General features: G+C 73.0%; 16 protein-coding genes and 1 pseudogene. 5 read left to right on the top strand and 12 right to left on the bottom strand.

What is annotated here, in order from left to right; translation table 11 throughout:
• Positions 1–12 precede the first annotated feature (12 nt).
• Together AB0L33_RS32260 and AB0L33_RS32255 are read left to right on the top strand one after the other, a co-directional pair.
• Positions 13–831, top strand: a complete 819-nt coding sequence (locus AB0L33_RS32260; RefSeq protein WP_365687063.1) for a hypothetical protein — start codon at positions 13–15, stop codon at positions 829–831.
• A 32-nt stretch (positions 832–863) separates the two neighbouring features.
• Positions 864–1,463: a hypothetical protein gene (locus AB0L33_RS32255; RefSeq protein ID WP_365687061.1), complete on the top strand. Its 600-nt coding sequence runs from the start codon at positions 864–866 to the stop codon at positions 1,461–1,463.
• Between the two features lie 3 nt (positions 1,464–1,466).
• On the opposite strand, the gene AB0L33_RS32250 is transcribed toward AB0L33_RS32255, so the two are convergent.
• Together AB0L33_RS32250 and AB0L33_RS32245 are read right to left on the bottom strand one after the other, a co-directional pair.
• The gene (locus tag AB0L33_RS32250; RefSeq protein ID WP_365687060.1) at positions 1,467–2,306 is read right to left on the bottom strand and encodes a class I SAM-dependent methyltransferase; all 840 of its coding nucleotides are present in this window, start codon (positions 2,304–2,306) and stop codon (positions 1,467–1,469) included.
• 36 nt (positions 2,307–2,342) lie between these two features.
• Entirely contained in the window at positions 2,343–3,485 is a 1,143-nt protein-coding gene (locus tag AB0L33_RS32245) for a serine hydrolase domain-containing protein (protein WP_365687058.1), read from the bottom strand.
• Between the two features lie 150 nt (positions 3,486–3,635).
• Between AB0L33_RS32245 and AB0L33_RS32240 the strand changes: the two genes are divergently transcribed.
• Both AB0L33_RS32240 and AB0L33_RS32235 read left to right on the top strand, forming a co-directional pair.
• A complete protein-coding gene (locus tag AB0L33_RS32240; RefSeq protein ID WP_365687056.1) occupies positions 3,636–4,517 on the top strand; it encodes an FAD-dependent oxidoreductase in 882 nt (293 codons plus the stop codon).
• 95 nt (positions 4,518–4,612) lie between these two features.
• Positions 4,613–5,809 carry an alpha/beta hydrolase gene (locus AB0L33_RS32235; protein ID WP_365687054.1) on the top strand — a complete coding sequence of 399 codons (1,197 nt, stop codon included), beginning with the start codon at positions 4,613–4,615 and terminating at the stop codon, positions 5,807–5,809.
• 64 nt (positions 5,810–5,873) lie between these two features.
• On the opposite strand, the gene AB0L33_RS32230 is transcribed toward AB0L33_RS32235, so the two are convergent.
• The 9 genes and pseudogenes from AB0L33_RS32230 to AB0L33_RS32190 all read right to left on the bottom strand — a co-directional run bounded on the left by AB0L33_RS32230 (position 5,874) and on the right by AB0L33_RS32190 (position 12,727).
• Positions 5,874–6,320: a DUF2871 domain-containing protein gene (locus AB0L33_RS32230; RefSeq protein WP_365687052.1), complete on the bottom strand. Its 447-nt coding sequence runs from the start codon at positions 6,318–6,320 to the stop codon at positions 5,874–5,876.
• Positions 6,321–6,492: 172 nt separating this feature from the next.
• A complete protein-coding gene (locus AB0L33_RS32225; protein ID WP_365687050.1) occupies positions 6,493–6,984 on the bottom strand; it encodes an amino acid transporter in 492 nt (163 codons plus the stop codon).
• Positions 6,981–8,123, bottom strand: coding sequence for a response regulator (locus AB0L33_RS32220; protein ID WP_365687136.1), 1,143 nt, complete (start codon positions 8,121–8,123; stop codon positions 6,981–6,983). Before AB0L33_RS32220 ends, AB0L33_RS32225 begins: the two co-directional genes overlap by 4 nt.
• Positions 8,124–8,852 (bottom strand): annotated as a pseudogene (locus AB0L33_RS32215) (histidine kinase); the annotation flags it as partial. It lies immediately after the preceding gene.
• A gap of 32 nt (positions 8,853–8,884) precedes the next feature.
• On the bottom strand, positions 8,885–9,619 hold the full coding sequence (locus AB0L33_RS32210) for a hypothetical protein (RefSeq protein WP_365687049.1): 735 nt from the start codon (positions 9,617–9,619) through the stop codon (positions 8,885–8,887).
• Positions 9,620–9,695: 76 nt separating this feature from the next.
• A complete protein-coding gene (locus AB0L33_RS32205) occupies positions 9,696–10,439 on the bottom strand; it encodes a histidine phosphatase family protein (protein ID WP_365687048.1) in 744 nt (247 codons plus the stop codon).
• 24 nt (positions 10,440–10,463) lie between these two features.
• On the bottom strand, positions 10,464–11,525 hold the full coding sequence (locus AB0L33_RS32200; RefSeq protein ID WP_365687047.1) for a CU044_5270 family protein: 1,062 nt from the start codon (positions 11,523–11,525) through the stop codon (positions 10,464–10,466).
• Positions 11,522–12,154, bottom strand: coding sequence for an RNA polymerase sigma factor (locus tag AB0L33_RS32195; protein ID WP_365687046.1), 633 nt, complete (start codon positions 12,152–12,154; stop codon positions 11,522–11,524). The genes AB0L33_RS32200 and AB0L33_RS32195 overlap by 4 nt, the downstream gene beginning before the upstream one ends.
• Before the next feature lie 93 nt (positions 12,155–12,247).
• A complete protein-coding gene (locus AB0L33_RS32190; RefSeq protein ID WP_365687045.1) occupies positions 12,248–12,727 on the bottom strand; it encodes a nuclear transport factor 2 family protein in 480 nt (159 codons plus the stop codon).
• Between the two features lie 98 nt (positions 12,728–12,825).
• Here AB0L33_RS32190 and AB0L33_RS32185 point away from each other — a divergent pair, with 98 nt between their 5' ends.
• A complete protein-coding gene (locus tag AB0L33_RS32185; RefSeq protein WP_365687044.1) occupies positions 12,826–13,293 on the top strand; it encodes a VOC family protein in 468 nt (155 codons plus the stop codon).
• A 57-nt stretch (positions 13,294–13,350) separates the two neighbouring features.
• Here the strand turns inward: AB0L33_RS32185 and AB0L33_RS32180 are convergent, their stop codons facing one another.
• Positions 13,351–13,704, bottom strand: coding sequence for a beta/gamma crystallin domain-containing protein (locus AB0L33_RS32180; RefSeq protein WP_161211803.1), 354 nt, complete (start codon positions 13,702–13,704; stop codon positions 13,351–13,353).
• Positions 13,705–13,744: the final 40 nt, after the last annotated feature.

Here is a 13,744-nt window from a genome sequence, read left to right as displayed (position 1 = left end):
TCGGAGGTGCCCATGGCTCAGTCGGAGGACGAGTGGCCCTGGCTTGAGGACCGGCCGGTGTTCACCACCCGCGGTGAGCGGGGCGGGAACGTCACCGTGGTGCCGGCCGGTGTGGTGCTCAAGCCCCTCACGTGGCGTTTCCGGCTCTACGTGCTGGGGCTCGTCGTGAGCGTCGCGCTCGTGGCGGTGGGCGTCTGGCTGGTGGTCTCCGGTTCGCGAGGAGCGTCACCCGGTGCATCCTGGTGGTGGCTGGCTCTCGTACTACCGGCGGCGGGATTCGCGCTGCTCTGGGCCTCCGGCATCTACGTCGAGGGCATGTACCGGATCATGCGTGAGCGACCGCGCAACCTCCTGCTGCTGGCCGGTCTGCTCGGCGGGTGCGCACTGGGCCTCACGGTGCCTTCCGCGCTGGGCAGGGCGGACGGCGTCCGGCCGGTGGCTGCGCTCTCCGCGTTCTTTTGCGCTGTCACAGGGTTCTTTGCCGCGCGCGGCGTACGTCGCGCGCGGAAGGACGTCCTGCGCATCCTGCGTCTCCGCTCTGCCGGCCCAGCACACCCGGGAGTGATCGCGGCGCTCCCCGATCCCCAGGCATGGAGCGGCGGTGGCGACGTCCCGGTCCGCTACCGGGACAACAGCACCGGAGGCGAGCGCACCGTCACTGTGCGGGTGAACACGTGGGCGCACATGATCCCCGTTCCCGGGACGCGGGTGATCGTGCACACCGACGAGGACGGCGACCTGCTCGTCGAGCTCGATCCGGCCCATCCGGTCGAGTACTTCCCCGACAGCCGGCGGTACGACCAGGACACCAGTGGCGGCGGCAGCATGTGACCTCCTTTCCGGAGGGTGCGTAGGGTCGTGCCATGGGCGTCGACATCACCGCACTCATCGCCGACTGGTCCTGGCTGGCCGAGGTCCCGCCCGCCGAGCGGCTTGAGCGGCTGCGGGAGGCCTGGTACGACGAGGCGACCGGGTTGTGGGACGCCACGTCGGTGACGTACGGGTGGGAGTGGCCGCGCGGGCCGCACAGCGCGTTGTTCGGCGTGTACGAGTTCCCGGGCACCCTCGGCTCGTACAAGCCGCACTTCTGGGCGGGGCAGGCGTGGGAGAAGGCCCGCGACCACATCGACGCGGGCCTGCAGGCGGAGCTGGACGCGCTGCTCGGCGGGCTGATCTGGGACGGACCGGACTTCGACGACGAGAAGCCGGACGAAGGCCACGACTTCTTTTCCGGGGGCTCCGGTCTGTTGGTCGCGAAGTCCCCGGAGGGCGTACGGGAATCGCTCGCGACCTGGGAGCGCGTCCGGCCCCGGCTCGATGAGCTCCGCGAGCCCTTCGGGGAGCCCGAAGTGGCGTCCCAATTCAGGGACTTCGACGCCTTCGTGCGGCTCCTGACCAACTGGGGCGAGGTCCTGGCCGAGGCCGCCCGCCGGGGCTGGGGCATCGCGGGCGTGAACGGCTAGCTGTCACCGCCTGCGTGAGACGCCCAGCTCGATCAGGTAGCGCTTCGTCACCCGGCCCCCGTACCGGCCGTCGATCAGCTCCGCGATGGCGTCCAGCAGCCCGCGCCTGGCGGCCTCCGGGAGCGCCCGGTGCCCGGAGTACGTGCGCAGCACGTCCACGTACTGTGCCGTGGTGTACGTGACGTCGTGCTCGTAGCGGCGGAAGACCGTCGGGCCGAAGCGGCCACTGCGCGCCACCTCCTCCGCATGGTCCGCGTTGCCGACCTCGGCGGCGGTGGGAGGCCGCGTCCCGGGTTTCGTCTCCGGGTCGAAGCGTTCGTAGCAGCGCTGGACCTCCACGAAGAACTCCTCGGTGCCGCCTTGCACATGCTGGGTGCGCACCACGGCGAGCGCCCCGCCCGGCCGCAGCGCGTCGGCCGCCTTGGGCACGCGCACCGCCGGGTCGATCCAGTGGAACGCGGTGACGACGAGCACCGTGTCGTACGGCTCAGCGGGCAGCGGCCAGTCCTCGAACGCGGCCGTCACCACCTCCACGTCCGCCGCCCCGGCCAGATTGCGCCGGGCGACCGCGGCCATGCTCGGACCCGCCTCGACGGCCGTGATCCGGCAGCCCCGTCGGGCCAGCGGAACCGTGGCCTGCCCGGTCCCGCAGCCCACCTCCAGGACACGGCTGCCGTGCCGCGCCCCGGCGAGGTCCGCGAGGTCGTCGTAGAGCGCCCCCGGATAGCCGGGCCGGGCTCGGTCGTACAGCTCCGCGTCCTCGTCGAACGTCCGCCGCAGCAGCTCCCGCCGGGAGTCCTCGGGGGTGTCGTCGCGGGGCGCGGGTGAGGTGATTCCGGGCATACGGAGCAGGCTACGGGGTCCGCCCGCCGGGCGCCCTCACTTCCGCGCCGCGCACAGCCCCGCCTCCACGGCGTTCTGGATGTCGTCGTCCTGGGCGTCCGTGCCGCCCGGGTCGAGGTTCGCCATGACCGAGGTCTGCCGGCCGTCCACGGTGGCGCCGCCGGCGGTCTGGAAGCCGAAGATGTCGCCGCCGTGGCCCCAGTAGGAGCCGCCGCAGGGCAGCCACCGGCGCTCCAGGCCCAGCCCGTACGCCCGGCCGTCGCCCACCGGGCGGGCCTTCATCATCTCCCTGAGCTGCGCCGGTTCCAGCAGCCGGCCGCCCACGAGCGCGTCCAGGAACCGGTTGAGGTCGGAGGCGCTGGAGATCATCTCGCCGGAGGCGCCCGCGACCGACGGATTGACCGCGGTGGCGTCCATCAGCGGTGCGTCCTTGCCCGGGCGTACGTACCCGCGCGGATGCGCGCCGGGTATCGCCGGGTCGTCGCCGGGCACGATGGTCGCCGTCAGGCCGAGCGGCTGGATGATGCGGCGGCGGATCTCCTCCCCGTACGGACGGCCCGTCACCTTCTCGATGACCATCCCGGCCAGCAGGTAGTTCGTGTTGGAGTAGTCCCACCCGTGCCCGGGCCGGAACGTGCGGGGCCGGTCGAGCGCCAGGTCCACCAGGTCGCGGGCTTCGCGATGGGCGAGCGGGTCCGTCAGGATGTCCTGCGGGCTGAGGAAGTCGAGGTAGTCGGGCAGGCCGCTGGTGTGCTGGAGCAGCCGTCGTACGGTGACGCCCCGCCAGTCGCCGGGGTGGTCGCGGACGACGTCCGGAAGGTACCGCTCCACCGGTGCGTCGAGGGCGATGCGGTGCTCGCCGACCAGTTGGAGCACCACCGTGGCCACGAAGGGCTTGGTCATGCTGCCGATCCGGAAGCGGCTGTCTCCGCGGACCGGCTCCCCGCTGACGACGTCCGCGACGCCGCTGGTCAGCACCGTGGCACCGTTCCGGCCGCGCGCTTCGACCAGCGCCCCGGGGGCGCCGTCGACGGTGGTCAGCCGGTGCAGGATGCCGGGGAGCGGTTCGGCCGGGCGTTCCGAGGCTGCGGCCGTACCAGCCGACTGCATGCCCGCCGCCACGCCGAACGCCACGGCCAGGGCGAGCGCGCCGGACAGCGTCCGTTTGTGCTTGTTCATGGGTCTCCTCCGTCGCGCGGCACCACCGCCGCGAGGTCGTCCTCCGTGTGACCTCACGATGTCCGACGGGCCCGGGCGGACGCGATGAGGTGATCATCCGTATCGGGGGTGGGGGCAGCCCCATGCCGGAAGATTTGCTGGAATGGCCCCATGGCCGACACCCCGTACGACACCGACCTGCTCGTCATCGGCGGCGGCCCCGCCGGCTGCGCCGCCGTCCGGATGGCCGCCGGGGTCGGCCTGCGTACGGTGCTGGTCGAGCCGGACCGGCTGTGCCGGAACCTCTACCGCGTCCCCGCCCTCGACAACGTGCTCGGCGGCCACACCAGCGGCCCGGCACTCGCCGACGCCATCACGGCGGAGGTCCTGGGCACGGAGCTGTGCCGCGTCGAACTCGGTTGCCACGTCACCGAGTTGCGCGCCGCGGGCGACCATGTGACCGCCACACTCGACACGGGAGCCCGCCTCATCGCCCCGTACGCCGTCGTCGCCACCGGCGTCGGGCCGCTCCAGCCGCGCGACGTCCCCTGGATCACCGCACCGGACGGGCTCACCCTCCCGCCGCTGTGGCAGGCCGGAGCGGAGGAGGGCCGGACCCTCCTCGTGCTCGGCGGCGACCGCCCGATCGGGACCTTCCTGCGCGCCCACCCGGACACGAACACCCGCCTGCTCGTGGCGTACCCGGCGGCCGACGCGTACAAGACGGAAGAGATCCGCGACGACCCCCGGGTCACGCTCGTCCCCGTCGACCACCTGACGCTCTCGGGGGCGGCGGAGGTGACCGCCCCCGACAACCTGCGGCGCACACTCGCCGCGGACGCCGTCTTCCTCAGCCTCGGCAGCGCCCCCGCCGCCCCGCCGGGCGACCTGGTCCGGGGCGCGGACGGCTACTGCGCGCCCTCCGACCAGCACCCCCGCGTCCTCGTCGCCGGCGACCTCCGCTCGGCGCGCTACCAGCGCATCATGACCGCCCTGGGCTCCGGCAGCGAGGCTGCGCTGCGTGCGTATTACGCGGGGCGGGTCAGCCCGTAGTACGACACGCGCCCCGACCATGCGACCGGGGAGGTACCAAATCGCGGACCCCGGGCGGACGTTGGGGCATCGGGCCCCGGCTTAGCGTTCGGGACATGAGAACTCGTCACCGTGCCCTGGCCGCCTCGCTCCTCGTCCTCGCCCTGGGGGCGACGGCCGCGCTCCCGGCCGTCGCCGCCACCCCGACGCACGCCGGTATCGGCCCCGCGCTCACCGCCCCCGCCCAGCAGTTGCGGCTGCCCGCGCCGTCCGGGCCGTACGCCGTGGGCGAGGACACCGTGCACCTGCGGGACACCGGGCGCGCCGACCCGTACGTGCCGGAGGCGGGGGCGCGTGAGCTGCTGGTGTCCGTGTTCTATCCGGCGCGGGCCGGGACCGGGGCGCGTGCCCCGTACATGAGCGTGAAGGAGGCGGAACTGCTCCTGGAGGACGCGGGGTTGGGTGGAGTCGTCGCGCCCGAGGTGATCGGGGCCACCGAGACGTACGCGCGGACCGGTGCAGCCCCCGCGCGCGGGCGGTTCCCGCTCGTCGTGCTCTCGCCCGGGTTCGGGCAGAGCCGCTTCACGCTGACGTCCCTCGCGGCGGACCTGGCCTCCCGGGGGTACGTCGTCGCGGCCGTGGATCACGCCCACGAGTCCCTCGCCACCGTCTTCCCGGGCGGGCGCGTCCTGCCCTGCGCCGCCTGCGACTACGTGGAGCGGGCCGGTTACGAGGGGTATGCGGAGGTCGCGCGGGGCCGGGCGAAGGACATCCCGTTCCTGCTGGACCGGCTGACGGGCGGTCACCCCGCCTGGCGGTACGCCTCGATGATCGACAAGCGGCGCATCGGCATGGCCGGGCACTCCATCGGCGGAGACTCCGCCGCCTCCACGATGGCCGCCGACCGGCGCGTGCGCGCGGGCGTGAACATGGACGGGACCTTCTTCGACCCGGTCCCGGCCGCAGGGCTCGGAGGCCGGCCGTTCATGATGCTCGGCACCGATGCCGACCACGCGTCCGGCGGCACCTTCGACACCACGTGGGACCGCGACTGGGCGCGGCTCGACGGCTGGAAGAGGTGGCTCACGGTCGCCGGGGCCGGTCACTTCACCTTCACCGACCTGCCGCTGCTCGGAGCCGAGTTGGGCATCACCGACCCCTCGGCCCCGCTGCCCGCCGACCGCTCCGGCGACATCACCCGCGACTACGTCGCCGCCTTCTTCGACCTCCACCTCAAGGGCGTGCCGCAGCGTCTGCTGGCCGGTCCGACGCCGGGGAATCCGGAGGTGACGTTCCAGGCGCCTGGGCGGTAGCGCGCGGTTGCGCGTTCTGGGGGCCTCGGCTATTACGCCGTAATAATCGAGGCCCGAAGCGCGGTCAGGCGGCGCCCGTGGTGTCCGCGGTCGGCTTGACGTGCTCGTTGACGCGCCGGCCGAGCCGGATGAAGAGCAGCACCAGCCCCACGGTCAGCAGGATGTGGCCGAGCCCGGCGGTCAGCGGCACGACCTCCGCTATGTGGTCCTCGTCGCGGCCGAGCACCGTCAGGATGCCGTGGACGCCCATCATCGCCGTCGAGATGGCGATGCCGGTGTTGTAGAACCAGAAGAACGCGGTGAACAGCTTCGATCCGGACAGCCCGAAGACCTTGTCCAGGACGAGGACGATCAGGAAGACGAGCATGCCCAGAGCCAGGAGGTGGGTGTGCATGAGCGCCAGCTGCGTATCGCCGTGGAAGTCCTTGATCTTCGTGAACTCCCGGTAGAAGAGCCCCGAGATCACTCCGACGATCATGTAGACGTGTGCTGCGTAATACGACTTCCGCATGGCGGACTTCGCCCCCCTGGGCCGCGATACCTTATTGATCGCGGCCATTCAAGCACCCGGCTGGCGCGCACGGGCGTCTCGCCCGTGCGCAGGGGGATTGCGCGAGCGGGACTCAAGCTGTCTTCGAGCGCTTTCCGTACGCGGTCGGAATGCCGTCGAGCCTGACCGCGGGTCAGGAGTGCGTGTCGATCCCGAACGCCTCGCGCAGCCGGGCCATGTCGTGGAGATCCCGGTCCCTGGGCTCGTAACCCTGGTGGAAGCGGACCTGCTGCGCGGCGGACAGGCAGGGCACGGTGCGGTCCCCGACGGTGCCCGTGACGAAGCAGTCCGCCGGATAGACGAACGGCTTCCCGGGCTCCAGCGACTCCTGGAGGGCGCTGCCGTCCGGGCCGAACGAAAGTGGGTGCAGATCGATCTGACGCCCCGTCCGGTCCGACACGACGAACCGAGCGGGCCGCCAGTCGAGCGTTTCGGCGAACCCGGCCACGGCAAGTGCGGCGACGACGGCCGGCTCCTGCTCCAGGCGGTGCATCAGGTCAAGATCCTGGTGCTCCCGGGTCTGCCGCCCCACCAGCGCGTCGATGCCCCAGCCCCCGCCGACCCAGACCTGCGCCCCGGCCTCCCGCAGCACATCCAGGATCTCCAGCACATCGTCGCCCGTCATGCGGTCGCGTCCCCTTCCCAGGGACTGGCGGTGACGAGCCCGGACTCATAGGCGCTGATCACCAGTTGGGCCCGGTCCCGGGCGCGCAGTTTGCTCAGCAGCCGGCCGATGTAGGTCTTCACGGTGCCGTTGCTGAGATGGAGGTACGTGGCGATGTCGGCGTTGGAGAGGCCCCGGGCCACCAGCACGAGGACTTCGCGCTCGCGGTCCGTGAGCTCCCCGAGCGAGGGCGCCGGTCCGGGGGCGGCCCCGGGGAGTCGGGCGAACTCGGCGATCAGCCGCCGGGTCACCGACGGCGCGAGCAGGGCCTCACCGGCGGCGACCGTGCGGATGCCCGCGAGCAGCACCTCCGGAGAGGTGTCCTTGAGCAGGAACCCCGCCGCGCCGGCGCGCAACGCGCCGTACACGTACTCATCGAGGTCGAAGGTGGTGAGGATCAGCACGCGTGCCGAGGCCGTCTCGGGGGAACCGGCGATGTGCCGGGTCGCCTCGATGCCGTCCATCCCGGGCATCCGGATGTCCATCAGCACCACGTCCGGACGCAGCCGCCGTGCGCCCTCGACGGCCTCGGCGCCGGTGGCGGCCTCGCCCACCGCCGTCAGCCCGGGGGCGGTGTCGACGAGCACCCGGAAGCTGCCCCGGAGCAGGGACTGGTCGTCGGCGACGAGTACCCGGACGGGGTCGGTCACGTCGTTGACTCCTCGCGGCTCGGGCGGGAGCCGCGCGGTCACCGCGAATCCGCCTCCGGGCCGTGGGCCGGCGTTCAGCGTTCCGTTGTACATCATCACTCTTTCGCGCATGCCCACGAGCCCGTGACCGCCGTCGAACACGGGCCGGCCGGGCGCGCCCGGGCTCCCCTTCCCGTCGTCCACGACCTCGACGCGGACCTCCCTTCCGGAGTCGACGCCGACCGTGACCCGGCAGTGGGCGCCGTCCCCGGCGTGCTTGACCACGTTGGTCAGGGCCTCCTGGACGATCCGGTAGACGGTCAGCGCCGTCCCCGCCGGAAGGCCGTCGGCCGCATGGGTGCGCAGCTCGGTGCGCACCCCTGCCCGTTCCGCACGCCGCGCCAGGGCCGGGAGGTCGTCCAGGCCGGGCGGGGGAGCCGTCTCCGCCCGACCGCTGTCGCCCCGCAGCATCCCGAGGGCCCGCCGCATCTCCGCGAGCGCTTCCCGGCCGGTCTGCTCGATGGCCCGGACGGCGTCCCGGGTCTCCTGGGGACGTGTCTCGGCGACATGGTTGGCCACGGCCGCCTTGACGACGATCACGCTCAGGCTGTGGGAGACGATGTCGTGCAACTCCCTTGCGATGCGCAGACGTTCCTCGGTCAACGCCTCCTCCGCGAGGCGGCGCTCCCTCCGCGCCGACCGCGACCGCCGCTCCCGGACGATGCGGCCCGCCGACCACGCGGCCCCGAGGACCAGCCAGACGAGGGCGGCGGTGCCGACGGCCTCCGTCCACGGGCCGGAGGGCGTCACGGCCGCTTCCCCCGTGATGACGGTGGCAGCCGCGACCAGCAGGGCCAGGGCGCCCGCCGGAGCTGCCCGGCGCGCCGGTGCGGTGAGCGCGACCGCGTAGAGCGCCAGGGCGGGCGAGACGTACGGGTCCCGGGTGATGTCGAGCAGCGTGGCGGCCGCCGAAGCGCCCACGACCGTGGCCAGAACGGGCAGCGGCCACAGACGCCGGACCGCCAGGGGCAACCCGACACCGCCGGCCACCAGGAGCCCCAGCCACCACGGACCAGTGAACCGGGGGAGCCCGTCCGTGTCGCCCTGCCCGGGCAGGGCCACGTATGCGGCCGTCACCACGGCCGCCGCGCAGGCGTCGAGCACCAGCAGGTGCGCCCCGGCCTTCGCGCCCCGGTCCATGAAGTGCATCGGCCGACGATATCCGAGGCCGTTCATCCGGCCCGCCCGAAGAAGAACATGCCGGTCGCCACCGCGCCCACCAGGAGAATCCTTCCGGCGGCGGTGGCAGCGAGCGGGGCCGGGCCCTCGCGCCCCACGGCCACACCCAGGGGGACGAGCGCCACGCACAGCCCCACGGCGGCGGTCACCGACAGAGGGGTCGTCCCCTTGAGCACCCCCAGCGGCATCGCCGAGGCGAGCGCCAGGGCCAGGGCGCGGAACGGCCCGAGCACCCGGGCCCGGTACGCGCCGACGGCCACCAGGAGCCAGCCGCCCATGATCGCCGCGTTGAGCGTGCTGAAGACGTGGAACGAGCCGTACGCCCCGCCCACCGTGCGCGTCGCCTCCGTGACCCCCTGGGCGGCGACCAGCTGAAACGCCAGGTGGTCGACGCCGGCGTGGAACGTGCGGGCGAAGAGGCCGAGGACGGTCAGCACGCCCCCCCACAGGGCGAGTTCCCGGTGCGTACTGCCGATTCTGGTGGCCAACAGCACGACCCCGGGCCACAGCAGCACCCACCCGGCGGACACCAGGCTGTACGCGGCTGTCATCAGCCCCGGATGTCGTTCGTACGCGCTCAGCTGTGCAGGGAAGAAGAAGTCGAAGCGCAGGCGCAGCAGCACGCCGGCGAGCAGCAGCGACGGGCCCAGGACGAGGGAGGCGCCGCCTACCCAACGCCCCGGAAAAGCAGGGCGGGAGACGGGGTTCGGCGCAGGCGTGACGGTCATGGGGCCACGATGTCGCCGTGGGAGGGGCCGCGTCGTCGGAGCACGGGCCACACTTCCGCGTCGGCCCGTGGTCGTATCAGAGGTGCGCCGTCCCGCCCCAGAGCCGCAGGCTCAAGCGGTCGCCGTCGCCCTGCCAGTGGGACAGCGAGGCGTTGGGCACCGGCGGAACGTCCTCGGGGGCGGCGGTCCCGAGGCCCGCCAGGGCGAAGCGGATGGCGACGACCGTCGCGTCATGCGCGACGAGCAGCACGCGCCGCCCGGGCGCGGCCCGCTCCAGATCGGCCACGCAGCCGCGCACCCGCAGGGCGACATCGGCGAGCGACTCCCCGCCCGGCGGGCGGTAGAACCACTCGCCCAGGCGGTCGCGGCGCGCGGCCTCCTCCGGGTCCCGCGCCGCCAGGGCGGCCGGCGGGTACAGCTCGAAGACGCCCATTTCCCGGTCCCGCAGCCGCTCGTCCACCAGAAGCGGAAGCGGGGCGACGCCCTCACCTGCCGCGTACCCGGCCATGGCCTGCCAGGTCTGCCGGGCCCGTACGTACGGCGAGCAGACGACGAGGTCCAGCTCGCCGGCGTACTCCACGAGCCAGCGTCCGAGCGCCCGCGCCTGGGCCTGCCCGAGGGCGGACAGCGGCACGTCGCGGTCGCGGCCTGCCAGGCGCACCGCGCCCGCTTCGGCGAAGGCGACGTTGGCGGTGCTCTGTCCGTGCCGGACCGCCCACAGCGCGCCGAGGGCGTTCGGCACGGCGAGGGGCGCCCCGCCCGGACCCCCTTCGGGACGCCAGGGCGCCGCCCCGCCGCTTCCCCGTACCGCTTCTGTCATGCCGCCAGGGTAGGGCCCGCGAGGTCAGGCCGTGGTCGACGGCTTCTCGCGGAGGGCGTCGACCACCGCGCGTTCCAGGACCGCCGAGGTGTTGGTGACGGTGCCCTTCCTGCCCATGGAGGTGTCCCGCACGAGGTAGGTCCGCTCGCCCAGGTACGCCAGGGTCTTCGCGTCGAAGATCCAGGCGGTCCGCCAGCCGGCGCGCTCGTTGTCGCGGGCCACGCCTATGCCGTGCCGTCCGGCCGCGTCCACCGCGTCGGCGTCCACGCTCACGCCCGGAATCCTCGCCGCGGCCTTGTACAGGGCGGCCGCGGTCCGCGGCGGCATCAGGGTCTCCCGCAGCAGCTCGCCGATGGCCTCGAAGGCGTCCTGGTCCGGGTCCCGCTCGTCGGCGGGGGTGTTCCGCGCGTCCTGGTCCGCGGTGATCTCGCGGGCGAGGCGGCGGAGCAGGGCGTCGGGGTCGGTGGGCAGGGAGGCGAGCCAGGTGTACGTCGGGCGGTTGAGGCCCGCCGGGTAGCCGACGGGCTTCTCGCCGTCCGGGACGCCGACCGTGATCGGGTAGTACGCGCCGTCCTGGTGGATCAGCCCCTCGTCGATCACCGGTCCGGACTTCTGCGTCATCCAGACCTCGCGCTCACCGGGCCTGCCCAGCTTCACCGGACCGCCGAACGCGCCCGTGTTCTCGGCCTGCAACGTCCTGACGTACACGTACTGGTCATCGGCGACCTCGACCGCGTCGCTCTTCGAAGCGACCGTGGCGATCCGGTCCAGCAGCACGGTCGCGCGGTGCGGGACCGGGGCCGTGGCGGCGGCGCGGGGAGTCTCGTCCCCGCCCGTCACGGCGAGCGTCGTGAACAGGATGCCGCCCAGGGCCAGCCCGGCGGCGGGCAGCAGGACGGCGGGGCGCAGGATGCGGGGCCGGGGGCGGGCGGTGGCGCGGTTGCCGTCCTGGTCGATCAGCTGCATCAGGGTTTCCTTGTGGTGGAGATGGCGGCCCGGGGGCAGGTCCCGTTCGGCCGGGGCCGGCAGCAGCCGGGCCAGTTCCTCGCGTTCGGCCCGGGTGGGGCCGGAGGTGCGGTCGGTCATCGGGCTTCCTCCTGGATGGGCAGGGCCACGAACGCGGCCCTGCCCTGTACCTCTCCGCGACGGGGGCGGGGTTCCGTGCCGTTGTCGTTCCGTTCCCGGGCCAGCTTCTCGTCCGTGAGCCGCCTCAGCCGTTCGCGCGCGCGGGACAGCCGCGACCGCACCGTGCCCACCGGGACGCCGAGCGCCTCGGCGGCCTCCGCGTAGTCGAGGCCCGACCAGACGCAGAGGGCCAGCACCTCGCGGTCCTGGCGGCGCAGCCCGTCCAGCGCCTGCCGGACCGCGGCGAGCCTCCGGGCGTCGTCGACCTGGCCGGCCGCGGCGTCCGCGATGTCCGCGACGGGCTCGGGGGCGGGGCGGCGGGCCAGGAAGGCGAGGCGTCGGCCGGTGCCCCGGTTGGCGTTGCGCGCCTTGTTGGTGGCGATGCCGAGCAGCCACGGGAGCAGCGATTCGCCCTCCGGCTCGACGGCGTGCCGGGTGCGCCAGGCGGCGAGGAAGGTCTCGGACATGACCTCCTCGGCCGTCGACCAGTCGCCCGTCAGCCGGTAGGCATGGTTGTAGACCGGTCGCGCGTACTCCTCGTAGAGCGCGGCGAACGCCTGGCGGTCGCCCGCCCTGATGCGTGTGCGCATGCTCTCCCGGTCTTCCTGATCATCACATCTCACACCCTTACCTCTCCGCCCGGTGCGGCGGGTTCCCGTGACCCCCGCCACACCGGGCGCGCGTCAGGCGGTGGCGGCCGGAGCGAACTCCTCCGGCAGGCGCGGCGGAGTCCCCCAGGTCCATGCGATCCGCAGCGCGGTGGCGGAGATCCGCCAGCCGTCGGCCGTCCTGACCAGGTCGGCTTCCGTGTGCCCGGCGGAGACGAAGAGGTCGTCCCGGCCGCCCGCGAGCACATGGGTGCTCAGCTGGACGCCACGCGCCGTGGCCCTGTCGCCGTCGACCTCGATGATGTTGTTCGTGCCGAAATGCGCGGTCCGGTCGAACAGTGCCATGCCCTGCCGTACACGGTCCAGCACGGCATCGCGGCCATGGACGGTGCCCACGGGCATCTCGGCGGTGACGTCCTCGGTGTGGAACGCGCGAGCCCACTCGTCGTCGAGGACTCCGTGGTCCAGGGAACGGAGGTAGCGGTTCAGGAGGTCGGTGATCTCGGCACGGTCGGTCAGGTCTCGCAGCTGCCGCCGCATCTCTTCGGTATCCATGGCCACAGACTCGTCCCTCAAGTGGACTTGAGGTCAAGTGTGGTTCTCCGGCACTGTCGGTTCCCGCCGCTGTCAGACCCGTCTGCGATGCTCCGGTCATGGAGACGGAGACCGAGATGACGGTGCAGCTGACGATCGACTGCGCCGATCCGCGGCGGATGGTGGCCTTCTGGACCGAGGCCCTGGGGTACGTCCCCGAGCCGCCGCCGGAGGGGCATGCGAGCTGGCGCGCCTACTGGGAGGACATGGGGGTGCCTGCCGAGGAACTGCCGCCGGGAGCGGGGGACGTACCGGAGTCGATCATGGATCCCGCCGGGCGGGGGCCGCGGGTGTGGTTCCAGAAGGTCCCGGAGCCGAAGACGCTCAAGAACCGGTGGCACTTCGACCTCAAGGTCGGCGGGGGGCGTGCCGTGCCGCTGGAGGTCCGCAAGCAGCGGGTCGACGCCACGGTGGCGCGGCTGGTCGGGGCCGGTGCCACGGTGGCGGAGGTCCGGGACCTGCCCGACATGGAGTTCTACGCCACCGCCATGCTGGACCCGGAGGGCAACGAGTTCGACGTGGTCTGACGGCCACGGTCACCGCCGTGCGCCGGCGGCGGTGACCGGTGGTTCACTGCCGGGCGCTCAGAGGATCTGGATGCTCTTGATCCGGGGCGGGTTGTTCGGGAACGTGATGTCCGTCCAGCGGTTGATGCGGACCGAGTCGCCGTTGACGTCGTAGTAGATGAGGTCGTTGTTGCCGGTGACGATTCGGTCGGCCCACCAGCCGCCGAAGTCGGTCCTGCCCGCGTTGGCGTAGCAGTCGACGCTCTGACGGCCGTCGAGGTGGGAGTAGATCTTCAGGAAGTCCGCGCCGCCGACGCACTCCACGTGGTCGATGGCGTAGGCGGACCCTACGGGGACGGCGACGGTCAGCGAGGCCGCGGCGGCGAACGCCATGGCCAGGGAGCCGAGAATCCGCTTGCCCTGTGCGATCACGGGATCTCCTTCGTACGAGCCCGGCGTCGCGCGGCCGGGC

This window comes from Streptomyces sp. NPDC052299 (assembly GCF_040679335.1).
GTDB lineage: Bacteria > Actinomycetota > Actinomycetes > Streptomycetales > Streptomycetaceae > Streptomyces.
Note: the sequence above shows the minus strand (reverse complement) of the source record. Positions and strands in the feature narration are given on the sequence as shown.